At 64.0% G+C, this 23,123-nt stretch carries 22 protein-coding genes; 11 read left to right on the forward strand and 11 right to left on the reverse strand.

Annotated features, from left to right (window positions below; all coding sequences use genetic code 11):
- Window positions 1-189 precede the first annotated feature (189 nt).
- Complete coding sequence (locus tag GLR48_RS07065; RefSeq protein ID WP_272911381.1) at window positions 190-1,125, forward strand: ketopantoate reductase family protein; 936 nt, start codon at window positions 190-192, stop codon at window positions 1,123-1,125.
- An 18-nt stretch (window positions 1,126-1,143) separates the two neighbouring features.
- Window positions 1,144-2,859 carry a thiamine pyrophosphate-requiring protein gene (locus GLR48_RS07070; protein ID WP_237060079.1) on the forward strand — a complete coding sequence of 572 codons (1,716 nt, stop codon included), beginning with the start codon at window positions 1,144-1,146 and terminating at the stop codon, window positions 2,857-2,859.
- A 143-nt stretch (window positions 2,860-3,002) separates the two neighbouring features.
- Here the strand turns inward: GLR48_RS07070 and GLR48_RS07075 are convergent, their stop codons facing one another.
- Genes GLR48_RS07075 through GLR48_RS07110 form a run of 8 tightly spaced genes read right to left on the reverse strand, consistent with a single transcriptional unit; the run spans window position 3,003 to window position 11,377 of the window.
- A complete protein-coding gene (locus tag GLR48_RS07075; RefSeq protein WP_237060081.1) occupies window positions 3,003-4,448 on the reverse strand; it encodes an aldehyde dehydrogenase in 1,446 nt (481 codons plus the stop codon).
- Window positions 4,449-4,459: 11 nt separating this feature from the next.
- A complete protein-coding gene (locus GLR48_RS07080; protein ID WP_237060083.1) occupies window positions 4,460-5,248 on the reverse strand; it encodes a coniferyl-alcohol dehydrogenase in 789 nt (262 codons plus the stop codon).
- Between the two features lie 10 nt (window positions 5,249-5,258).
- Window positions 5,259-6,245 carry a branched-chain amino acid ABC transporter permease gene (locus GLR48_RS07085; protein WP_237060085.1) on the reverse strand — a complete coding sequence of 329 codons (987 nt, stop codon included), beginning with the start codon at window positions 6,243-6,245 and terminating at the stop codon, window positions 5,259-5,261.
- Window positions 6,242-7,150, reverse strand: coding sequence for a branched-chain amino acid ABC transporter permease (locus GLR48_RS07090; protein ID WP_237060087.1), 909 nt, complete (start codon window positions 7,148-7,150; stop codon window positions 6,242-6,244). The genes GLR48_RS07085 and GLR48_RS07090 overlap by 4 nt, the downstream gene beginning before the upstream one ends.
- A complete protein-coding gene (locus GLR48_RS07095; protein WP_237060089.1) occupies window positions 7,147-7,866 on the reverse strand; it encodes an ABC transporter ATP-binding protein in 720 nt (239 codons plus the stop codon). Before GLR48_RS07095 ends, GLR48_RS07090 begins: the two co-directional genes overlap by 4 nt.
- Window positions 7,863-8,594: an ABC transporter ATP-binding protein gene (locus GLR48_RS07100; protein ID WP_237060091.1), complete on the reverse strand. Its 732-nt coding sequence runs from the start codon at window positions 8,592-8,594 to the stop codon at window positions 7,863-7,865. The genes GLR48_RS07095 and GLR48_RS07100 overlap by 4 nt, the downstream gene beginning before the upstream one ends.
- An 8-nt stretch (window positions 8,595-8,602) precedes the next feature.
- Window positions 8,603-9,877, reverse strand: coding sequence for an ABC transporter substrate-binding protein (locus tag GLR48_RS07105; RefSeq protein ID WP_237060093.1), 1,275 nt, complete (start codon window positions 9,875-9,877; stop codon window positions 8,603-8,605).
- 45 nt (window positions 9,878-9,922) lie between these two features.
- Window positions 9,923-11,377, reverse strand: a complete 1,455-nt coding sequence (locus GLR48_RS07110) for an aldehyde dehydrogenase family protein (protein ID WP_272911382.1) — start codon at window positions 11,375-11,377, stop codon at window positions 9,923-9,925.
- Between the two features lie 105 nt (window positions 11,378-11,482).
- Between GLR48_RS07110 and GLR48_RS25925 the strand changes: the two genes are divergently transcribed.
- Window positions 11,483-12,382, forward strand: a complete 900-nt coding sequence (locus GLR48_RS25925; protein WP_237060104.1) for a helix-turn-helix domain-containing protein — start codon at window positions 11,483-11,485, stop codon at window positions 12,380-12,382.
- Between the two features lie 77 nt (window positions 12,383-12,459).
- Here GLR48_RS25925 and GLR48_RS07120 read toward each other — a convergent pair whose 3' ends face one another.
- A complete protein-coding gene (locus tag GLR48_RS07120) occupies window positions 12,460-13,179 on the reverse strand; it encodes an IclR family transcriptional regulator (protein WP_237060106.1) in 720 nt (239 codons plus the stop codon).
- Between the two features lie 79 nt (window positions 13,180-13,258).
- Window positions 13,259-14,173 (reverse strand): LysR substrate-binding domain-containing protein, encoded by a 915-nt coding sequence (locus tag GLR48_RS07125; RefSeq protein ID WP_237060108.1) that lies wholly within the window; start codon window positions 14,171-14,173, stop codon window positions 13,259-13,261.
- Between the two features lie 138 nt (window positions 14,174-14,311).
- Between GLR48_RS07125 and GLR48_RS07130 the strand changes: the two genes are divergently transcribed.
- The 7 genes from GLR48_RS07130 to GLR48_RS07160 all read left to right on the forward strand — a co-directional run bounded on the left by GLR48_RS07130 (window position 14,312) and on the right by GLR48_RS07160 (window position 20,178).
- Window positions 14,312-15,361 (forward strand): TRAP transporter substrate-binding protein, encoded by a 1,050-nt coding sequence (locus tag GLR48_RS07130; protein WP_237060110.1) that lies wholly within the window; start codon window positions 14,312-14,314, stop codon window positions 15,359-15,361.
- Window positions 15,362-15,405: 44 nt separating this feature from the next.
- Window positions 15,406-15,873: a TRAP transporter small permease gene (locus tag GLR48_RS07135; RefSeq protein WP_237060112.1), complete on the forward strand. Its 468-nt coding sequence runs from the start codon at window positions 15,406-15,408 to the stop codon at window positions 15,871-15,873.
- 1 nt (window position 15,874) lies between these two features.
- Complete coding sequence (locus GLR48_RS07140; protein ID WP_237060119.1) at window positions 15,875-17,236, forward strand: TRAP transporter large permease; 1,362 nt, start codon at window positions 15,875-15,877, stop codon at window positions 17,234-17,236.
- Window positions 17,237-17,700: 464 nt separating this feature from the next.
- Window positions 17,701-17,877 carry a hypothetical protein gene (locus GLR48_RS07145; protein ID WP_237060121.1) on the forward strand — a complete coding sequence of 59 codons (177 nt, stop codon included), beginning with the start codon at window positions 17,701-17,703 and terminating at the stop codon, window positions 17,875-17,877.
- 27 nt (window positions 17,878-17,904) lie between these two features.
- Window positions 17,905-18,042: a hypothetical protein gene (locus GLR48_RS07150; RefSeq protein WP_237060123.1), complete on the forward strand. Its 138-nt coding sequence runs from the start codon at window positions 17,905-17,907 to the stop codon at window positions 18,040-18,042.
- A 76-nt stretch (window positions 18,043-18,118) separates the two neighbouring features.
- On the forward strand, window positions 18,119-18,793 hold the full coding sequence (locus tag GLR48_RS07155) for a winged helix-turn-helix domain-containing protein (protein WP_237060125.1): 675 nt from the start codon (window positions 18,119-18,121) through the stop codon (window positions 18,791-18,793).
- Window positions 18,790-20,178, forward strand: coding sequence for a sensor histidine kinase (locus tag GLR48_RS07160; protein WP_237060127.1), 1,389 nt, complete (start codon window positions 18,790-18,792; stop codon window positions 20,176-20,178). Before GLR48_RS07155 ends, GLR48_RS07160 begins: the two co-directional genes overlap by 4 nt.
- Here GLR48_RS07160 and GLR48_RS07165 read toward each other — a convergent pair.
- Window positions 20,149-20,778, reverse strand: coding sequence for a cytochrome b/b6 domain-containing protein (locus GLR48_RS07165; RefSeq protein WP_237060128.1), 630 nt, complete (start codon window positions 20,776-20,778; stop codon window positions 20,149-20,151). The genes GLR48_RS07160 and GLR48_RS07165 overlap by 30 nt on opposite strands.
- Before the next feature lie 299 nt (window positions 20,779-21,077).
- Here GLR48_RS07165 and recQ point away from each other — a divergent pair, with 299 nt between their 5' ends.
- On the forward strand, window positions 21,078-23,111 hold the full coding sequence (gene recQ, locus GLR48_RS07170) for a DNA helicase RecQ (RefSeq protein ID WP_237060130.1): 2,034 nt from the start codon (window positions 21,078-21,080) through the stop codon (window positions 23,109-23,111).
- Window positions 23,112-23,123 lie beyond the last annotated feature (12 nt).

The following is a 23,123-nucleotide window of genomic DNA, read 5'->3' on the forward strand; positions in this document are numbered from 1 at the left end:
GGGAGGGGAGCATTGCTTCCAGCTCTTGCCAGATCCAGACAAATCAAACGAGCCCACCTAATCTGACAAGGCGGCTGTCAGCTGCTTGGAAAGGCCCAGCGAGTGACAATCCGGGATTGTTGTCACTAAAGAAGATATGTATCTTGATATATAAGATATGATGACGTGGAAGCTTTAAATGGCAGTGCCATGAAAATCGCGGTGCTTGGCGCGGGCGCCATGGGGTCGGTCTACGGCGCGCGTTTGGCGCGTGCTGGCGCGGACGTGACGCTGCTTGATGTGAATGCGGACCATGTGGCGGCGGTGTCGCGCGATGGTCTACGCGTCGCGTTCGATGAGGGTGAGGATGTTGTGCAGATCCGCGCAATGTCACCGGATGAATTTGTGGGTCCGGCCGATTTGATCCTGCTGTTCACCAAGGTATTTCATACGGATGCCGCCCTCGCTGCCATTGCGGACCGCATCGGAAATGCTTGGGTGCTTAGCCTGCAGAACGGGGTTGGTAACGCGGAACGGATCGCGGCTTACGTGTCCCCTGATCGGATCCTCGTCGGCATGACGATGACCCCGGCAGAATTTATCGGGCCGGGCCATGTCGCGTCTCACGGTGCGGCGACCACCGATTTCTATACCGCCAGCGGGCACGTTGATCCGATTCTGGATCGTCTTGCAAACCTGCTGCAGGCTGGTCGCGTGACGGCGCGCATTAACCCGGATATCCACGCCGCGATCTGGGAAAAGGCGGCGTTCAATTGCGCATTGAACCCGATTTGTGCGCTGACGAACGGCACCCCCGGCAGTGTCGGTGCGTCTAAGGATGGCCGCGCTCTGGCGGATGCCGTCGTGGCAGAGGCAATTGCCGTGGCAAAGTCGTGCGGTGTCACGGCATCGCGGGCACATGTCGATGACCTGCTGGCTCATGCCTATGCGTATCATCTGATGCACGAACCCTCTATGTTGCAAGACATCAAAGCCCAAAGACGCACAGAAATTGACGCCTTGAACGGTGCGGTCGTCGCACTTGGGGCGCAGAACGGCATCCCTGTGCCTACCAATCGGATGATTGCGCAGTTCATCAGGCTGGCCGAATCGAACGCGTGTTTTCGCGCGACCCATGCGACATAACTTTGAAAGATATCTGTCATGACCGATCAGCCCAAGACGATGACGGCCGGCGCGGCCCTACTGTCACGTATGGCGACCCTGGGGGTGGACTATATCTTTGCCAATTCAGGCACCGATTTCCCTCCTGTCATCGAAGGACTGTCCGAGGCCGAGGCCGGTGGCATCCCGCTGCCAAAGACTGTCACGGTCCCGTATGAAAGCGCGGCCGTCGCGATGGCGCATGGCTATACGCTGGCAACGGGACGGCCGCAGGCGGTGATGGTGCATACCAATGTGGGCCTCGCCAATGCAGCGATGGGCGCGATCAACGCGGCCTGCGACAACATCCCGATGATGATGATGTCAGGCCGGACGCCGACACTGGAACATGGGCGGCTGGGCGCGCGGACGGTGCCGATCGGGTGGGGGCAGGAAATGCTGGATCAGGCGGGCCTGATCCGCGAGGCCTGCAAATGGGATTACGAATTGCGCTTCCCGGAACAGATTTTTGACGTGATGGACCGCGCCCACGGCATCGCCACCTCGACACCCAAAGGACCGGTCTACGTCAGCCTGCCGCGCGAGGTGCTCAGTGAGACGATCCCGGCAAAGGGGGCCGCTCGCCGTCCACAAATGACGGGCGCTTCGATTGCCGCGGATGCATCCCAGATGGAACAGGTCGCTGCATTGCTGGCCAATGCGGTTCATCCGGTTATCTTTGCCCAGCACGGGGCAGGAAGCCAGGACGCCTTCGACGCGCTGTCGCGTCTGACACAGCAGTGGGGCATCCCGGTGTGCCAGTATTGGGCCGTGCAGCTGTCGCTGCCGACCACACATCCGATGGCGGCCGGATCGGACACCCGCGCGTTGCTGGACCGCGCCGATGTGATCTTGTGCCTTGATGCCTTGGCGCCGTGGGCACCGGCGCAGATCGAACCGAAAGAGGATGCGGTGGTCATCCAGATCGGCCCGCGGCCCTTGGCCGAACGCTCCGGCGTGCGCAATTTCCGCTGCGATCTGGGGATCACGACGGAACTCGCTCCGGCCATTCTGGCGCTGGAACAGGCCCTCGAGACGTTGTGGCCTGACCGCGCGGAAAGCGCCAAGGCCCGCAGCACGACCTTGACCAAGCATCATGCGGCAGCGCAAGCCAAGCGGTTTGACGCCGCCACGGCGACGCGCGATGCGGCGGCGCTGACCAAATCCTGGATCAGTCATGCGTTGTCCGAATCCTTGGCGGACCGGAACGCGGTGGTTTTTTCCGAACTGGGCTGCCAACTGCCGTCCATGCGTCTGACCCGCCACCAAAGCTGGTTCGACGGGCCACACTCCGGCGGACTTGGCTGGGGCTTTCCGGCGGCGATGGGCTTTGCGCTCGCGCAGCCCGAAAAAACCGTGGTCGCCACGATGGGCGACGGGTCCTACATGTTCGCCAACCCCGTCGCCTGCCATCAAATCGCCGAAGCCCTGGGGCTGTCTCTGGTCATTCTGGTGATGAACAACTCCGAATGGGGGGCCGTGCGCCAGTCGGTGGTGGATATCTATCCCGATGGTCATGCCGCACGCGCAAACGTGGTGCCGCTGACCGACCTGTCCCCCAGTCCCGACTTCGTCAAAGTGGCCGAGGCCAGCCGCGCCTGGGCGCGCCACGTCACGGATGCGGACGGGTTCGAGGCGGCGCTGCGCGACGCATTGGCGCATGTCGAAGCCAAGCGTGGGTTGGCGTTGATCGAGGTTGCTATCGGAAAAGGGTAGAAGCCGCCGCTTGTCAGCGCCGCGGCGCAAATGTCACCACTCCGCGATGACGCGGCAGACCTGCTGAACGGCTGGCCAAGACGGTGGAACGCGCCCTGCGGTGGTGAAAGGCGCGCCCGGCTGGGCGCGCCTTTGCAGTGACATCAGAACGGATAGTGCTGGTTCGGATCCTCGATCGTGATCCAGCGCAGATCGGTGAACTCAGCAATCGCTGCCTTACCGCCGAACCGGCCATAGCCTGAATCACCGATACCGCCGAAGGGCATCTGCGGTTCATCCGCGACAGTGGGGCCGTTGATGTGGCAGATGCCGCTTTCGATGCGGTTCGCCGCTGACAGGGCCCGCTTGATGTCCTGACTAAACACCGCCGCCGACAGGCCGTATTCGGTGTCGTTGGCGACGCGGACTGCCTCGTCGTCACCGTTCACGCGGATGATCGACTTGACGGGGCCAAAGCTTTCCTCGCCATAGATGCGCATGTCGGAGGTCACGCCGTCCAGCAGGGTCGCGGAATGCATCGCACCGTCGCGCTGTCCGCCGGCGACAACCTTGGCGCCCTTGGACGTGGCATCGGCGATCAGCGCCTCCATCTTTTCTCCGGCTTCCTTGCTGACCAGCGCACCCAGCACGACCTTGTCGCGGGGGTTGCCGTAGGGCAGGGCGGAGGCGCGGGCCGCCATCTTTTCGACGAAGGCGTCGGCGATGGCCTCGTCCACGATGATGCGTTCCGTCGACATGCAGATCTGGCCCTGGTTCATGAAGGCGCCAAAGATCGCGGCGTTCACGGCCCCGTCGATGTCGGCATCCGACAGCACGACCAGCGGGGCCTTGCCACCCAGTTCCAGCAGCGACGGCTTCAGGTTTTCACCGGCCAGACGCCCGATGATCCGGCCCACGGCGGACGACCCGGTAAAGTTCACATGACGAACCTGCGGCGCCTCGATCAGCGCCTTCACCACGGCGGGCGCATCCTTGGGCGCGTTGGACACGTAGTTGACGACGCCTTCGGGCAACCCGGCCTCGACGAAGCAGTCGACGATCATGCGGTGGGTCTTGGGGCAGGCTTCGGACCCTTTCAGAATCACGGTGTTGCCGCAGGCCAGCGGCATGGCGATGGCGCGGGTGCCAAGGATCACCGGCGCGTTCCAGGGCGCGATGCCAAGGCAGACGCCTTTGGGCCGGGGCACGCCCATGGCGAGCGTGCCGGGCTTGTTGGCGGGAATGACTTCGCCGCCGATCTGAGTGGTCATGGCGGCAGCCTCGCGGATGACACCGGCGGCCAGCATCACATTGAAGCCGGCCCAGGGTCCGGTTGATCCGGTTTCAGCGATCATCGTGGCGATGAAGGCGTCAGACTTGCTGTCCATGATGTCGGCGGCGGCGTTCAGCAGCTTGCGCCGCTGGCTTGGTCCCATCGCGGCCCATGCGGGGAATGCGGCGTGGGCGGCTTCGGCCACGGTCTGCACGTCGGCCACGCTGGCGGCGGCGGCCGTCGATGCGACATCGCCTGTCACCGGGTCGATGCGGTCAAAGGTCGCCCCGTCGGCGGCATCCGCGTCCTGGTTGTTGATCAGGAATTGTACGGTCATCATTGTCTCCTTCAGAATGAATGTGCATCGGCGGTGATGGCGGCTTCTAGCCCGCCATCGGTTGCCAGATTGGTGCCGTTGATCCAGCGCGCCGCATCGGAACACAGGAACAGGATCGCGGGTGCGATATCGGCGGCAGTGCCAGCGCGCCCCACGCGGTCCACGTCGGAATTCACGCGCGCATCGCCCAGAACCTCGCGGAACTGGGTCAGGATCGGGGTATCGACGGGGCCGGGAGATACGGCATTGACCCGGATGCCCCGCGATTTGAACAGGTCCTGATGGGCGGCGAGCATGGTCCAGACCAGCAGGATTTCCTTGGACACCGGATAGCCGGCCTCGTTCGGGATGGCGTGATCCTTCACGATCTGCGCGGCGTCGGGGAAACCGTCCGTGCGGGCGATGGCGGCGGCGCGGGCCGCATTGTCGCGCCAGCCGTAGCCTGCAATGGACGCCACATTCACGACGGACCCACCGTCGCGCAGTTTCGGGGCCAGCCTGGTCGCCAGGCTGCGCAGGCCGAAGAAGTTGATCGCCAACGTGTTCGCGGCCCCCGTGTTGCCGGACACGCCCGCCACGTTGCACAAGCCGTCCAGCCGGTCGGGCAGGGCGTCCACGATGGCCGCGACGCCGTCGGCGGTCCCGATGTCGCCTTCCAGAAACTGGCCAAAGGTCTGATCCGGCCGGGTGCGATCAATGCCGATCACCTCGGCCCCCAACTGGCCTGCCAGTTCCGCCGTGCGGCGGCCGATGCCGCTGGCCACGCCTGTGACCACGATGGTCTTTCCGAATAACATCATCTGTTTCTCCTTATCGTGATTTATCTGTCTGCACGCGGTAGCCCAGCGGCATCAGGCTGACGCCCGTGCGATCCGCGATCCAGCCCCACAGGCCCTTGGGCAGGAACAGCGAAAACAGCAGGGCCGCCGCACCAAGGCCGATCAGATACCAGACGCCGGTACCGGCGAACCAGGTTTCGACCGTAAAGAAGATCAGCGCGCCCAGAATCGCCCCTTCGAACCGGCCGAGGCCGCCGACCAGCACCATGAAGATCATGTAGGCGGTCCACTGCACACTGAAATAGGTTTTCGGCTGGAATGCAGACACCTGCGCCAGCCACAGCGCACCCGCGACCGCGGTGCCGAATCCCGCGAGGACAAAGAACAGCCGCTTGGTCCGCATCGGGTTGACGCCGATGGAATCCGCCGCCTCCTCGTCGTCGCGGATCGCCTGCATTGCAAGGCCGGTGGGTGTGCGCAGCACCGCGAACAGCAGCACCAGCAGGCCGGTCATGCCCAGCAAGGCGGCCCAGAAGATCAGCATTCGCCGGTCCCCGATGTCGTAGGCATTCAGAGAGATCAGCGAGGTTCCGGTTTCCCCCTGGATCAGCGGATCGAGGTTCACGCACAGATGCGCGATCGACGCCAGCACCCACATCCCGATCGCAAATTCGCCCGCCCGCAGGTGCAGCATGAACAGCGACAGCACCCACGATATGCCCGCCACGATGACCGCCCCCAGCGCCATCGCGGCAAAGGGGTTCAGCCCCGCATCCGCCAGCCGGATCGTCATGTAGGCGCCAAGGCCAAAGAACAGCTGCTGCCCGATGGACACCAGCCCGCCATACCCCGCCAGCGCGTTCCACATCGCGGCCAGGATGACGTAGATGAACAGGACCGTCAGACGCTCGATCACGCCGGGGGGTGCGATGGCGGGGACCAGCGCCAGCGCGACCAGGATCACGGCGGCCAGGGCAAACGACAGGCGCGATGCGCGTGTCCAGCGATGGATCGTCATTGCGCACGCCCTTTCTGGATCAGTCGCGAGATGCCAGACAGGCGCAGCGGCAGCTTGCCTTGCCGGGCCAGCCGGATGAACAGCACGATCAGGAACGCGACATGCCCGCCCAGCAGAAACCCCTGCGGATGGATCTGCGCGCCCAGCGATTGCGCGATGGCCAGCACGATGGCCCCGCCCAATACGCCCCACAGCGACCGCGCGCCGCCAATGATCGTCGCCTCGAACGCGAACAGCAGTTGCGGGGCACCGGCATAGGCATCGAAGGTGCCGCGCAGGCCCAAGGCCACGCCGGATACGGCGACGGTCATGGTGGCTAGGGCTGCCGCGATCCCGGCAGCGCGGCGCGCATCGACGCCGACCAGACCGGCGGTGTCGGGGTCTGCGGCGGTGGCGCGGATCTGGCGACCCAGCGCCGTCCGCTTCAGCAGCAGATCCAGCCCACCGATGATGACCACGGCGGCAATCAGGATATAGACCGGCAGCTTGCCGACATAGATGTTGCCGGGCAACGCAAAGGCCTCCCAGCTCAGATCACCGATGAAGGGGGCAAGGGATTTGGTGTCGGCGCCGAAGTGCTGGAACAGCAGGTTGTCCAGCACGATGGCCAGGCCAAAGGTGGACAGGACGGGCAGTAACTCTCCTCCGCGGACGGCGCGTTCCAGCACGAGGCGCTGCAACAGCCAGCCCGCAAGACCCATGATCGCGACGACCGGGATCAGGGCGACGAAGGGCGACAGGCCGAAGGCATCGGACAGCGTCCAGACAAGATAGGCGCTGACGACCGCCAGCGACCCATGCGCCAGATTGATGACGCGCATGACCTGGAACATGAACGCCAGCCCGCAGGCGATCAGCGCGTAATAGCCGCCCAGCAGGACGGCCTGGATCAGGATGTTGATCATGCGGGTTCCCCCTGCGGCATGATGCCGAAATAGGCCTGCGTGATGGCTGTGCGGCTGGTGGCGGCCATGGCACTGTCCAGTTGCACGCGGCCTTCCAGCATGCAGATCACGCGGTCGGCCACGGCCATGGCACGCGACAGGTCCTGTTCGACAAGGATGATCGTCGTGCCGGTTTTCAACAGGCTGTCAAGCGAGGCATAGACCTGATCGACGACCAGCGGCGACAGGCCCAGACTGACCTCGTCCAGGATGAGCACGTCGGGGTTGGACAACAGCGCGCGCCCGATGGCGGTGGCCTGCTGTTCGCCCCCTGACATCGTGCCGGTGGCCGCGTGGCGGCGTTTCACAAGGTTCGGGAACGTGTCGAACACCCGGTCCACTGTCCAGTCGCCGGGGCGACCGGCGGTGCGGCCCAGCATCAGGTTTTCCGTGACGGTCATGTCCAGAAACAGCTTGCGCCCTTCGGGCACGAGCGCGAGGCCCGCAACGACGCGGGCGTGGCTGGGGCTGCGGGTGATGTCGGTGCCATTCAGATGCACGGAACCTGCGTGAATGCGGTTGGCCCCGGCCAGTGCGCGCAGCAGGGTCGTCTTACCGGCACCATTGGCGCCGATCAGGGCCACGACTTCGCCCTTTGCCACATCAAGGCTGACACCGCGCACGGCGCGGAACTGGCCGTACCGCACGTCAAGGTCGGTGACGGACAGGATGGTCATGCGGGCACCCCGCCCAGATAGGCGCTGACGACGTCCGGGTCGGCCATGACGACATTGGGCGTGCCCTGTGCGATGATCTTGCCGGCATCCATGCAGACCAGCCGTTCGGCCACCTGCACCAGAATGCGCACGATATGTTCGATCCAGACAATGCCGATCCGCCGCGCGCGCAGGCTACGGATCGTGTCCACCAGCTCTGACGCCTCGGCGTCGGTCAGGCCGCCGCCGATTTCGTCCAGCAGCAGCAGGCGCGGCCGGGTTGCCAGCGCGCGGGCCAGTTCCAGCCGCTTGCGATCCAGCAGGCCCACGCTTTCCGCCGGGCGGTTGGCGACATCCATCATGCCGCAGACCTGCAAGGCATCCAGCGCCAGATCATAGGCGTCCGTGTGCCGCGCGGCGCCCGCATGGGTCGCCGCGACAAGCACGTTTTCAAAGACCGTAATGCCGGAAAACGGCTTGGGGATCTGGTGCGTGCGCACCAAACCCCGTGCCGCGCGATCGCGGGCAGGCAAGGCGCTGACGTCCGTGCCGTTCAGCATCACCCGGCCTTGCGTCGGTGGTGTGGCGCCCGACAGCACCGCCAGCAGCGTGGACTTGCCAGCGCCATTGGGACCGATGATGCCCACCGCCTCGTCCGAATGCAGGGCAAAGTCGATGCCGTTCAGCACCGCCAGCGCCCCAAAGGACTTGTGGATGCCGCTGGCGGTCAGGTCTGTCCGGTCTGCCACGCGATCCGTCATCCGTTGTAGGGCAGCAGCTTGGCCGCGACCGGCACGTTCGGATCGGGCGCATTGTCGACCAGCACGTAATCCAGCGCAAACGGACCCTCTGCCGCCTTAACCCATTGCGCACCCAGGATCGGGCCGTAGGCCACGTTCGGCACGGGGCCGGCGGTGAAATCGACCTGACCACCGATGGTCTCCACGTTCAGCACCGCCAGCGCGTCGCGCACGGCCTCCTTGGATTTCGGATCGCTGGCGGCCTTCAGCGCCGCGATACCGGCGTCGATCAGCGACAGGCTTGCGCCCAGCTGCTGGGTCCATTGCTCGCCGGTCTCGGCCTCCCATCCGTCCGCAAGCGCGCGGCTGGATTGGCCCGTCACGGAAGAGCTGTAGGGGAAATCGCGGTGCCAATAGGCAGCAGAGGCGATCTTTTCACCCAGCGACCCCAGCGCCTCGATCTCGGCGGGGAACAGGCCGGTCTTGGCGGTTTGCACGATCTTGATCTGCCGCGACAGACCCTGCTGGGCCGCCTGACGCCAGAAGGCGGCAAAGTCGGGCGGGATCGGGAAGGTGTTGATGATTTCCACACCTTCGGACTTGAACAAGGCGATCTGGCTGGAAAAATCGGTCGTTCCGGTCTCGTAGGCACCCGGATCGACGATTGTGTAGCCGCCGTCCTCCAGTTGCGGGGCCAAGGCCGCGCGCACGGCGTTGCCGTCGGCGTCGTTGGGATACATCACGCCGATCTTCTTGTTGGTTTCGATCTGCGGCCACATCGACAGATAGGTCTGCGCGAATTCACCGACGCCGAACCCGAAATGATAGGTCCATTTGAACGGGCTGGGTTCGCCCGGCTTGGCCCCGCGTCCGAAATACCACGCCTCCCACGGCATGACGGTGGACAGGCACGGCACGCCTGCCGCCTCGCAGGCGTCCGATACGGGGTTGATGACCTCTGGCGTGGACACGGCCAGCATCAGGTCGATGCCGTCGTTGATCAGGTCCTTGGCCAGCTGTGCTGCGCGCGCGGGATCGGACTGGGTGTCGCGGTCCAGGATTTCAACGGCATAGGTCTTGCCTGCAACCTCGATCCCGCCGGTCAGTGCGGCGCGTGCCTGTTCAAGGACATAGCCGTCGGTCTTGCCAAAGCCTGCCAACGGGCCGGTCCGGGGGCTGCAGAACCCGATGCGGATGGTGTCAGTGTCCTGCGCCAACGCGGCGCGCGCGGACAGCAGCAGGCCCGTGGTGGCCAGCAGGCCGGTGAACTGGCGACGATTAAGACGTGTCATCGTTCTTCTCCCTTGGTGAAACGCCCTTGTACCGGGCCTTGGTTCTTAGTCCTGCGTCGTGATCCAGCGCAGTTCGGTAAATTCGTCCAGACAGGCAGTACCGCCGAACCGGCCATAGCCGCTGTCCTTGATCCCGCCGAAGGGCATGGTCGGATCGTCGGCCACGGTGGCCCCGTTGATGTGGCAGATGCCGCTGTCCAGCCGGTCGGCCACCGCGCGCGCGGCCGCCTTGTCGCGGCCCCAGACGGCGGACGACAGGCCATAGGCGCTGTCGTTGGCAATGGTGATCGCCTCGTCCACGGACCCGGTGCGGTAGATGCCGACGATCGGACCGAAGCATTCCTCGTGATAGATCCGCATCATGGGCGAGACGTTGTCGACAACCGTTGCGTCCATAAACTGACCCCGCGCGGGGCCACCGGCGCGCAAAGTGGCCCCCTTGGCGGTCGCGTCGTCGATCAGGGCCGACAGACGCGCGGCAATCGCCGGGGTGGCCAGCGGGCCTACGCGGGTGACGGGCAGGCGGGGATCGCCTGCTGTCAGCAGGGTCGCGCGGTCCACAAGCGCCGCGACAAATGCGTCGGCAATGCGATGATCGACGATGATCCGGTCCGTGGCCATGCAGATCTGCCCGGCATTGAGGTAGGCGCCATGCGTCGCCGCATCGACCGCGCGCGGGATGTCGGCGTCCGCGAGCACGATGAAGGGCGACTTGCCCCCCAGTTCCAGCAGGCAGCGTTTCAGGTGCCGCGCGCCAATTCCCGCCACGATGCGACCGACGCGGGTGGACCCGGTGAAATTCACGCGCCGCACGGCGGGGTTGGCGATCAGCGCCTCGACCACTTCCTCGGCGTGTTCAGGCGCGTTGGTGATGATGTTCAGCACACCGGGCGGCAGCCCCGCATCATGCAGCAGATGGCCCAGCAAGACGTGCGTGACGGGGCACAGTTCCGACGCCTTGAAGACAACGCTGTTGCCGAAGGCCAGCGGAAAGGCGATCGCCCGCATCCCCAGCGCCACCGGCGCGTTCCAAGGGGCGATGGCGACGCAGACTCCGGCGGGCACGCGCACCACATTTGCGGGCGTTTCGGGTGTGGCCTCGGCCATGCTCGCCGTCACGCGCAGCATGTCGGCGGCGATGGTCAGGTTGAAGGCGACCCAGTCTGCCGTGGCACCCGTCTCGGCGGTCATGCTGGCGGCGAACCGGTCGGCATACTGCGGGATCAGCGCGGCGGCCCGGCGCAGCACGGCGGCGCGGTCCGCCCCGGGGCAGGCGGCCCATTCGGCAAAGCGACTGGCGGCGATCAGGGTCAGATCGTCGGCATCACCGGCGCGTCCGGCCGCGGCGACCGATGCTGTCATGTCGGTGGTCGGGTTAAGACGGGTGAACGTTCCTCCTGCGGCGGCGCAACGTGGTGCGCCGTCGGCGAACAATCCGGCCGTCGCGGGATGCAATTGATATGGCCGCGTCGGTTGCCCTACGCGCTCTGCGTCGTCCATCCGGTCCTCCCCTGCCTGACGGCAGCCCAACGCGATGGTGTCGCCTATCGCCAGATAAAATAATGTCGTATAATGGGTATTAATTGTCTTTTTATGGGAAACGCCGTGCGCCGTGACACGACTCTGACCGATCTGGGTGCGCTGCTGCGCTTCGAGGCGATAGCCCCCAGCTTTCGCCAGCGCACCTATGCGGCGGGGCAGACCGCGTTTGCCGACTTCAACCTGATCGCCATCGTGGCGCAGGGGCGTGCGCGGCTAATGCGGGCGGAAACCGCGCGTGAGGTTGCGTCGGATTGCATCCTTGTCCTGCCGCATGGTGCCCAGGGGCAGATCGTGGTCGATGCCGGCGCACGGGTCTGGATCATTGGCTTTGCACGATCAATGCAGGTGCTGATCACAGGCACTGGGACCGATGGCGTGGCGCTTGACCGTATCCTTTCGGATCTGACCCTGACGCCGGTCGATCCGGGCGGCATGCGGTCAGCCGTCCTGCCGCTGCTGCCGATGCTGGACGCGGAAATCGCAGACCCGGCCAGACGGTCACACGCCGCCGTTGCCGCGATCCTGCGCTTGCTGTTGATCGCAACCCTGCGCATGCTTCGCCCAGAGGATGCAGCCGACCTGCCGCCCGACACGACCGTCCTGCACCGTTTCCGCCAATTGGTGGAGCTGGGTTACAGGGACCGGCGCGCGCTGGTGGACTACTGCCGCGACCTGAACCTGACCTACGATCGGTTGCACGACATCTGCCAGCGGCGGCTGGGGCGGGCACCGCTGGCGCTGGTGCATCAAAGGATGCTGCTGGATGCGACGACGCGGCTGGCGCAGACCGATGACACCATCAGCCGGATCGCCGAACATCTGGGATTCGTGGAGCCGACGCAGTTTTCGCATTTCTTCAAGCGCGCGACAGGTGTGTCGCCACGGCAGTTCCGCCAGCAGGCCCGCCACAGCGATGACCGTCGCACCGGTGCCGGCGGCCTGACGTTTTCCGACTGGCCCTAAGCGCGCATGTCGGCGTCGGCAACGGATAGGACTGCACCCCGGTATGGCACCCCTGCGCGGGCTTGCTGCGCGGCAGGCTAAACGTCCGGCAAGGCCGTAGCGACTTCGCTTGCCGCCTCCGTCAGTCCCGCAACCATGACCTCGATCCGATTATCCGAAAAGCGGCTGATCATCCCGAAAACCGAGAGGGTCAGGGCGACCTCGCCCGATCCATTGATCACCGGAACCGCGACGGCACCGATATCGGGCTCTGCTTCTCCGCAGTTGCGGGCAAAACCCTGAACCCGGATGCGCTGCAAGTCCTGCCGCAGGGCGTCAGTCATATCGTCCAACGTGGCGAGGGTCGATGCGGGTTGATGCGCAAGCCAGACCTTTCCTTGCGCCGATGAGGTCAGCCCGAGTTGTCGCCCGACCTGAATATGCACCGAAATCGGGCGCGGCGCGCTCGCCGTCGCCATACATACGATACCGACCGGCGCCGGTCGGCCCGCCATGACGGATTCGCCCAGTGACAGGCTAAGGCGCTCGATGATGGGCAGGACCAGCTTTTTCAACGGATTCGTGCGTTCCGCGATTTGCCCCAGATGGATGATCCGATGACCCAACCCATAGACGCCCCGGTGTTGAGCGGACAGGATACCCAGCGCGTCAAGCGTCGCTAGATAGCGGTGCGCAGTCGCGGGACTCATGTCCAGATCGCGGGCAACAATCGCGGCGGTAATCTCTGGCTGCTGATCCGAGATCAGGTCAAGCAAGGCAAACGCCTTGATCAGCGATCCGTTCTGAAGCGTACTCATCTCTGCCGTAGCGTCTGGGGCGCGGGTCTATCCATCGCACCGTGATACCCGGTTGCCGTTTCCCGCGCCAGAGCAGGCATCAGGCGCACAGGTCCGGATCCTGGAACAGATCCAGGATCACGCTGCGGAGCCAGACGCACGCCGGATCGGTCATGGTGTTGGGGTGCCAGAGCATCAAGACCTTCTGGCGACCGCGTGGCAGCGCGATATCCAGCATCCGCGCCTGTCCTGCCGCAGCAAGCCGACGCGCGAACTGACCCGGTACGATGGCAAGCGCGTCGATGGTCCCCAGCAAATCGGGCAGCGCTCCGAAGTGACGCAATCTCAGGCACACATTGTCTGTCAGGCCATGGTCGGCCACGACCTGTTCGATATCGTCTGCAAAGGTGGCGCTGGGGACTGCCAGAATCAGCCGCGACCGGTTCAGTTCCACGGCCGCTGCAGCATCGGCGCTCAGCGATGGTGGCCCGATGACACGGTAATGCTCATCGAACAGATGGGCCTGAAGCAGGTTCAGTCCAGGCGGTGGCAGCAATCCCAGCGCCACATCCGCCTGCCGATGGGTCAGTGTTCTGTTCAAATCGTCGAACGGTGACGACACATTGCTTAGCCGTACGCCGGGTGCCAATTTGAAAATACGTTCCGCCAAAGGCGGCAGGAAGATCTGTTCGCCCAGTCCGGACAACGCGGTGCGGAATGTCCGCTGGCTTGTTTCTGGGGTGAATACCGGGGCAAGGGTCAGCGTGTTGTTGATACCGTCCAGGTGCATCCGAATTTCAGGCACGATCCGCGCGGTCAGCGCAGTCGGTTCCATTCCCTTCGGTCCCCGCACGAAAAGCTTGTCCTGCATCGATTCCCGCAGGCGCTTCAGGGCATTGGATGTGGCGGGTTGGCTTAACCCTAACGACCGCCCTGCGATGGATACGGACCCCGTATCGTGCACCGCAATCAACAACGACAGCAGGTTCAGATCCATCAAGCGTAGATTTATCATATTTATGAATACTCCTTATCAAATATATCATTTTGACTTTAATCAGGGCTTGGTCGATCCTGCACCAAATCTTTTCAGGAGGAGAAGGTGCTGCGACATCCGTCGGGCACGTCTGAAAAGCACGAGAGGGAGAGATCAATGAATAGACGTGAAATGATCGGGACGATGGCGGTTGCCGCCTCCACGTTGGCGATGCCTCGCCTCGCCCGCGCACAGACGCCTGAATTCACGTTCCGGCTGCACCATTTCCTGAGCCAGCAGGCGCCGGCCCAGACCAAGATGCTGGAGCCTTGGGCCGCGGCGGTTGCCGAAAATTCCGGCGGCCGTGTCAAGATCGAGATATTTCCTGCCATGACACTTGGTGGTCGTCCGCCGGAACTGGTTCAGCAGGCCCGCGACGGGATCGTCGATCTGGTCTGGACCGCGAACGGCTACACGGCCGGCCTGTTCCCTCGGACAGAGGTGATGGAACTGCCGACCGTTTACAAGAACGACCCGGCTGCCGCGAACCTCGCCTTGTTCGACATGTTCGAGGACGATCTGAAGCCGGAATACGCCGGTCTGGAAGTGATGTTCCTGCATGTTCACGCCGGTCAGGCCCTGCAGATGCGCGACTCAGACGTGCATTCGCCCGCTGATCTGGTGGGGAAGAAACTTCGGATTCCGACGCGTACCGGCGCCTGGGTGATCGAAGCACTGGGTGCGTCCCCCATTGCGATGCCGGTCCCGGAACTGCCGCCCGCGTTGCAAAAGGGTGTCGTAGACGGTGCGCTGATTCCGTGGGAGATCATTCCGCCGCTCAAGATGCAGGAACAGACCAAATTCCAGATCGAAGGATTCGAGATGGAACGGTTCGGCAATACGACGTTTCAGGTCTCGATGAACGCTGGGCGCTGGGCCGGTCTGCCCGAAGATATCCAGAAGGCCTTCCGCGATGCGTCTGGTCGCGATTGGTTAAGCGAGGTCGGTGCAATCTGGCGGGCTTCTGATGATTTTGGCATCAAAGTCGCGACCGATGCGGGCAATACGCATACCGTCCTGACCGAGGCAGAGACGACCGTGTTCCGTGACGCCATGTCGCCGGTCGTCGGAAAGTGGGTTGAGGAAGTCAGCGGGCAGGGCATCGACGGCGCCCGTCTGGTGGACCGCGCCCGCAGCCTTGTGGCCTCCAACGCGACCCCAAAGTAATGGCGGCCGAGGCGCTCCCGTCTTCGTCGCCGCAGACCGGCCTGATGCCCACCCTGATCACAGGGTGGGCACTGCTGGGCGGCGCATTGTTGCTGGCGGTTGTCGCTGTCAACGTGGTCTCTGTTCTGGGTGCGATTTTCGACGCACCTTTTCCCGGCGATTTCGAGTTGACAGAGATGGGAGTCGCAAATGCTGCCTTTGCCTTCTTGCCGTATTGCCAGCTGACGCGGTCGAATGTGACAGCTGATATATTCACGCAAAATGCGGGCCCGCGGATGGTGGCTTTCCTGCGGCTGCTGTCGTCCATCGTGGCGTTGTTGTTCGGTCTGCTGCTGCTTTGGCGGATGTATGCGGGGATGCTGGATCAGAAGCAGTACAATTACGAAACCTCGATCCTGCAAGTGCCGATCTGGATGGCCTTCGTGCCTGTCCTGATCTCACTCGCCCTGCTGGCCGTCGCCGCGGCGATCACTCTTGCGCAGGACCTGCGCGACCTGTCCCGAAAGGGCTGACATGACCGACCCCATTACCCTTGGCATCATCGCACTCATCGCGCTGGTGGGCCTTATCGCGATCAGGATGCCGATCGCCTATGCCATGATCCTTGTCGGCGGAATCGGGGTTTCGCTGGTGAATGGCGTGGCCCCCGTGTTCAACCAGCTCAAGACGCTCGCTTACGGCCAGTTCTCTGTCTACGATCTGTCAGTCGTGCCAATGTTTATCCTCATGGGTGCATTGGCGGCAAAGGCTGGACTCAGTCAGGCCTTGTTTCGCGGGGCCAACGCATGGCTGGGCGGGATGCGCGGCGGCACGGCAATGGCGGCCATCGCGGGCTGTGCCGGATTTGGGGCGGTCTGCGGGTCTTCCTTGGCCACGGCCTCCACGATGGGCCGCGTCGCCTTGCCAGAGCTTGCGCGCTACAACTATTCGGGCGCCCTGGCGACTGGAACGCTGGCAGCGGGCGGGGTGCTGGGGATTTTGATCCCGCCCTCTGTCGTACTGATCATCTATGCGATCATCGTCGAAGCCAACATCGTGACCATGTTTGCCGCCGCATTGCTGCCGGGTCTGCTGGCGGTCCTTCTGTTTATCCTGACCATCGCGATTTACGTCCGCGTTAGCCCGAAAAGCGGTCCCGCCCACGGCGGCGTCGGCCGCGCAGAATTTCGTGAGGCCACCATCGGTTTGATCCCTGTTCTGGGCATTTTCGGCATTGTGCTGGGCGGTATCTACGGTGGCTTCTATAATCCGACCCCCGCCGCCGCGATTGGCGTCGCGCTGGTCTGGATTTACGGTGCCGCGACGCGGGACATCAAATTTCCCGACATCGTGGACGCTCTGAAGGAAACCGCTTCAAGCACTGGCATGATCTACCTGATCCTGCTGGGTGCGGAGTTGATGAAAATCTTCATGTCGCGCATCGGCCTGCCGCAGGCCACGGCGGAGTGGATCCTTGCCTCTGGTATGGCACCGATGCTGGTCATGGTCGTCCTGCTGGTCGCTCTGATCCTGCTTGGGTGCTTGATGGACAGCCTGTCCATGATCCTGCTGGTCATCCCCTTTTTCTGGCCCGTTCTGGTCGATCTGAACGGCGGGCTTTACATGGGTGCAGACGGTTCCGGCTTTGGCATGAGCACCGAGGACCTCAAGATCTGGTTCGGTATTCTTGCGCTGATTGTGGTAGAGCTTGGGCTGATTACGCCGCCCGTGGGCATGAACGTCTTCGTCATCTCGTCGATGGCGAAGGATGTGCAAATGTCCGAAACCTTCAAGGGCGTGATGCCGTTCTTCGGCGCTGAAATCGTGCGCGTCGTGCTGATCCTTCTGTTTCCGGCGATGGTCCTGTGGTTGCCGCAAGCGATGAATGGTTGGTAAACGCAGCCGGCGGTTCGAGGATCGAATGGATTATTATTGGCGAGATTCCTGCATGGATCGGCACGCACTTCAGGCCATTGGCCTCACCACCTGAATAATCCGTGACAAGGCTTCAATGCCCGCGCGTGTCAGACATACGCATCTGGATCGATTGTCCGTCATCTGAGCCTTTCGAACCCACCCCGGTCCCGGCTTGCCACCGACACCCTTCACACAGCCAAAGAAGGACTTGGGGCGCCAACGCCGTTGCGGGTCGCAAAAGGCTTCGCGTGCAACGACACCAATCGGGGCGAGGTCGACCGTCCTGCATTGGACATAAGCCTGTTGCCCAATGATCGCAGCCGTTACCTGATGCCGTCCCGCTACTGCCAGTCGGACGCATAGCAGACCAACGTCGCGGCGGAGTTTGCGGGCACCAGCGGCCGGGCACGCATTGCGCAGATACGCCGCAGGGTTTCCACCCGGTGGCCGCGGTCTATCTGGATGGCACATGGCACCTCGTCGATGCGACGGGCATGGCAGCTGCAAACCAGACCGCGCGTATCGGTGTCGGTCTGGACGCGGCAGAGGTGTCGTTCTGTTTCCGCTTCGGTCAGGTCACGCCGCAGCGCCAATCAGTGCAGGTGACCGTCGACGAATAAGCGGCGGCGGGCACCCATCTTGTTTCGTTGCTGCGTGTCGCAGCGTTTGATGCCCGCGACCCCGCTGACGGCGCGGTCAACGCAAAGGCGGCCGAGGCCGAGGATCAGGACGGCACAGCCGGGGCCATCGGTGAAAACGACGACGGCGAAAACGACGGTAACTGACGCCGGTTCCCTATGTTAGACATGACCGGCAGGCCCTTCTTGGGCTGCCGGTCGCTTGCGGTTCAGGAGGATGCCAATGAAGATACTTGTCATCGAAGACGATGCAGCCACCGGGGCCTATATCGCCGACGGCCTGCGCGAAGAAGGGCACAGCGTCGACCTGATCCCGTCCGGTGCAGACGGCCTCGTGCAGGCGACGATCGGCAGTTACGACGTCATGGTTGTGGACCGCATGTTGCCGGGCCTTGACGGCATGGCGCTGGTCAAGACGCTGCGGGCCACGCGGAATGTAACTCCGGTGCTGTTCCTGACCGCGATGGGCGGTGTGGATGACCGGATCGAAGGGCTGCACGCCGGGGCAGACGATTATCTGACCAAGCCCTTTTCATTTGGCGAGCTGTCGGCCCGGATTGCCGCGATCGGACGGCGACCCAGACTGCAGGACGAGCCCGTCAGCCTGACCGTCGCGGATCTGGAGATGAACCTTCTGACCCGCAAGGTGACGCGGGCCGGCCAGACCATCGACCTGCTGCCGCGCGAATTCGCCCTGCTGGAATGCCTGATGCGGCGCAAGGGCCGTGTGCAGACCCGCACCATGCTGATGGAGACGGTCTGGGACATTCACTATGATCCCCTCACGAATGTCGTCGACACCCACATCAGCCGGTTGCGCGCCAAGGTCGACAAGCCCTTCGGGACAGAGCTGATCGAAACCGTTCGCGGTGCCGGGTACCGGATCAACGCCGCATGACACCGCGCGACCGGATATCGCGGATCCGGTCGACGCCCCTGCGCCTGACCGTTATCCTGTTGCTGATCTTCACTGTTGCCTCGCTGGGCTGCTTTGCGACAGCCTACGGCGTCGTCCGGGCCAACCTGAGCGCCGCGATCCTTTCAGATCTGCAGCAGACGATCGACACCTTCCGGCAGGAATCCGACCCGGCGGAATTGCGCGAACGGCTGACCGAGGCCGTCAGCGTGACGGATCCTGCATTCCGCATCCTGCACTACCTGCCCGACCGCGGGCCGGTCATCTCCAGCACCGGAGATATCGCACCGGTCAGCGGCGTCGTGACGCTGTCCGGCCGCAGCATCGGTCAGGGCGATGTGCCCGTGGCCGAAAGCTATCTTGCCCGCAGCGTCCGCGTTGGCGACGGTCAGCTGATCGTGGGACAATCCCGCGCGCCGATCATCGAGATGGGCGAGATCTTTACGGCGGTCTTTCTGATGGGCCTGCTGCCGGCGCTGATGATCGCCGGCGGTGCGGGATTCTGGATCGCCCGTCGGGCGCAGCACCGGATCGCGACGATCCAGATCGCACTGAGCGCTATGACAGGGGGACAGACCTCGGCGCGGGTGACGGACGTGGCCGGGCGGCAGGATGACCTGTCGGGGATCGGACAGGCGGTCAATGACATGGCGACCGCGCAAGAGGCCCTGATTGTGGCGATGCGGCAGGTGTCCACGGATATCGCGCATGACCTGAAGACGCCGATCCAGCGCGTCTCTGTGCTGTTGGACCAGATGGAGCGCGGGCCGATACTGTCACCAGAGCAGGACGCTCTGCTACAGCGTGCCAAGGACGAAACCGTGCGGATCGTGCGCACGTTTCAGGCACTGCTGCAGCTGGCCCAGATCGAAGGCGGCGCCGTGCGCGACCGCCTGATCCCCGTCGATCTGGCGGATGTCGCGCGCGACGTGACCGACTTTATGGAGGCCGACGCCGAGGCACAGGGGGTGACCCTGACAGCTGATCTGGCACCGGTGGCCATCGTGACCGGTGACCGGCAGTTGCTCTCCCAACTCTTGGTGAACCTGATCCAGAACGCGATGCTGCACGGGGCTGTGGGTGGCGTGGTGCACGTCAACCTGTCGGACGCGGCGGCCGGTGTCGCACTGGTTGTCACGGACCGGGGCCCGGGCATTCCCGTGCCAGAGCGTGAGAAGGTGCTGCAGCGCCTTTACCGGCTGGAACGCAGCCGCACGACGGATGGTAACGGGCTGGGTCTGGCGATGGTGGCGGCGCTTTGCGACCTGCACCGCGCGCGGCTGACGCTGGATGACAATGCGCCCGGCCTGGCCGTGCGCATTACTTTTCCGCCGGTGTCAGTGAAGCTCGGGACGGCGGCGCAGTGACCACATTTGCCACAGGGAAAGCGTGCCGCCATAATGGGCGATCAGCGCCATCAGCGCATGGCCGATCAGGTAGGCCCAGACCAGATTGGCCAGCGTCGTGTGAACGGTCATCGCGACCTTGACCAGACCGCCAGCATCTGGATCACCGGTGTTGACGAAATAGTACAGCGTCCCGGACGCAGCCATCGCGGTGACAAGCAGCAGGCCAAGCCCGTGGATCGCGGCGGCAAAGGGCGAATGCGTATCGTGGGTCGGCAGGCGAAGGTGCGTCAGCGCCGACAGATGTGCCTTGAAATCGGTCCAGACCGCAGCGAGGCGCGCACCGCTGAACCACGGGATCAGCATGCCAAGCGGCGTGCCGCGCTGGCGCATCAGGCTCTGCACCCAGAACCCAAGGACCAGCGCGAAGGCGGCCAGCCCGACATAGGCATGAACGCCGAAGATATTGTCGCCGCCGTCGTCCGGATTCATGAACTGGCTGCTGGCAAGCTGCACGATGATCGCCGTGGCCAGTAACGCATGCAGAATGCGGGTCGCGATCGCATGGCGCGGTGCGTCCGCGACCTGATTGGCTTGATGATAGGTGGTTGAATCTGACATGAACGGTCCTCAAGCGGCGTAGATCCGACCCCGTGTCCGATCTCTTTAACCCGATAGAGCACTGCGAGAATGCGTGGTTCTTTCAGCAACATGTCAAAATTGTAATGTCCGGCATAAACGCATCATGCAAAGGCTTCATGGGCACACAGCCGACCTCTATCCGCGATTGACGCATCCCCCCGCTGCACGGATCGGTTCAACTGGCGGAGGCGCGACGCGGCCATATGACGTTCAGGACTTGTTTACCGATTCGCGCCATGAAATTGTGCAGGCTCAGGCACAAGACAAACGGGTGAACGATGCAGGCCGACACGCTGCTGCGCGATGTTTTCGGATTCGACGGCTTCAGGCCCGGTCAGGAAGAGATCGTGGATGCGGTCGTGGCGGGGCAGAATACGCTGGCGATCATGCCGACGGGCGGTGGCAAGTCATTGTGCTTTCAACTGCCTGCTCTGGTGCGGCCCGGCGTGACGGTCGTGATTTCCCCGTTGATTGCCCTGATGCGCGACCAGGTGCGCGGCCTGAAAGAGGCCGGGGTTGCGGCGGGGGCGCTGACATCCGGCAATACCGAGGAAGAGACGGAGGCGGTCTGGGCACAGCTGGCCGCCGGGACGCTGAAGCTGCTCTATATGGCGCCCGAGCGACTGGCGTCTTTCGGCACGCAGCGGATGCTGCGCGAGGCGAATGTCACGATGATCGCCGTGGACGAGGCCCATTGCGTCAGCCAGTGGGGGCATGATTTCCGCCCGGACTATCTGCGGATCGGCGAGTTGCGAGAGATGCTGGATGTCCCGCTGGCGGCCTTTACCGCCACCGCGGACGCAGAGACGCAGGTCGAGATCATTCAGAAACTGTTCGCGGGCCAGCAACCCGCGACATTCCTGCGGGGCTTCGACCGGCCCAACATCCACCTTGCCTTTGCGGTGAAGGACAATCCGCGGACGCAAGTTCTGGCGTTCGCCGCGGCCCGCAAGGGACAGTCGGGGATCGTCTATTGCGGGACGCGCGCCAAGACCGAGACGTTGAGCCAGGCGCTGGGGCAGGCGGGGCATTCGGCCTGTCACTACCACGGTGGCATGGACGCCGAGTCGCGGCGCGATGTGGAACGGCGGTTCCAGCAGGAGGACGGTCTGATCGTCACCGCAACGGTCGCCTTTGGCATGGGCATCGACAAGCCGGACATCCGCTGGGTCGCCCACGCGGACCTGCCCAAGTCGATCGAGGGTTATTATCAGGAAATCGGCCGCGCGGGCCGCGACGGCGAACCGGCCGAGACGCTGACGCTTTATGGTCCCGAGGACATCCGGTACCGGCGTCAGCAGATCGACGAGGGGCTGGCCCCGCCCGAGCGCCGTGCCGCCGATCATGGCCGTCTGAATGCCCTGCTGGGTCTGGCAGAGGCGCTGGAGTGCCGCCGCCTGAACCTGCTGCGCTATTTCGGCGAGGACCCGACGCCCTGTGGCAATTGTGACCTTTGCGACAAGCCCGCCGAGACCTTCGACGCCACGACGCCCGTTCGCATGGCCCTGTCTGCCGCGCTGCGGACGGAAGAATGGTTCGGTGCGGGCCACCTGATCGACATCGTGATGGGCGCCGATACCGCCAAGATCCGAGAGCGGGGCCACAGCAGCTTGCCGACCTATGGTGTGGGCAAGGAATGGGACAAGCGCCAATGGCAGGCCATCTTTCGCCAGATGATGGGCCGCGACCTGTTCCGGCCCGATCCCGAACGCCACGGCGCGCTGCGTATGACGGACGCGGCGCGCCCCATCCTGCGGGGCGAGGAATCGATCACCCTGCGCAAGGACACGATCACCAACGCGAAATTCAGCCCCGCGGTGCGCCAGATGGTCAGCGAGGAGGACGCACCGTTGCTGTCTGCACTCAAAGCCAAGCGTCGCGCTCTGGCGGAGCAGGCGGGCGGTCCGGCCTATATCATCTTCAACGACAAGACCTTGATCGAGATGGCAGAACGCAAGCCCGCCACGCTGGACCAGATGGCGCGGATCGGCGGCGTGGGGGCCAAGAAGCTGGACAGCTACGGCCGCGCTTTCCTCGAAGTCATCGCGGGCGCGGTAGAGGAGGTCCACCCCGCCCGCATGAAGTTGGCGGGACGGACCGAAGGTGCCGTCTATGACCGGCTGCTGGCCGCACAGGCCGATCTGGCGCGCGGGCCCGACGGGTTGGACAAGCCGATGTCATGCTCGGCGTCGCAATTGGCCAAGGTCGCGCAATTGCGTCAGCCGGATGTGGGGGCGGTGGCCCGCGTGATCGGTGACCGGCACGCCGAACGCTTCGGTCACGCCTTTCTGGCGGTGCTGTCGGACCCGTAGGCATCGGCGGAC

This window comes from Loktanella sp. M215 (assembly GCF_021735925.1).
In the GTDB taxonomy this organism is placed as follows: Bacteria; Pseudomonadota; Alphaproteobacteria; order Rhodobacterales; family Rhodobacteraceae; genus Loktanella.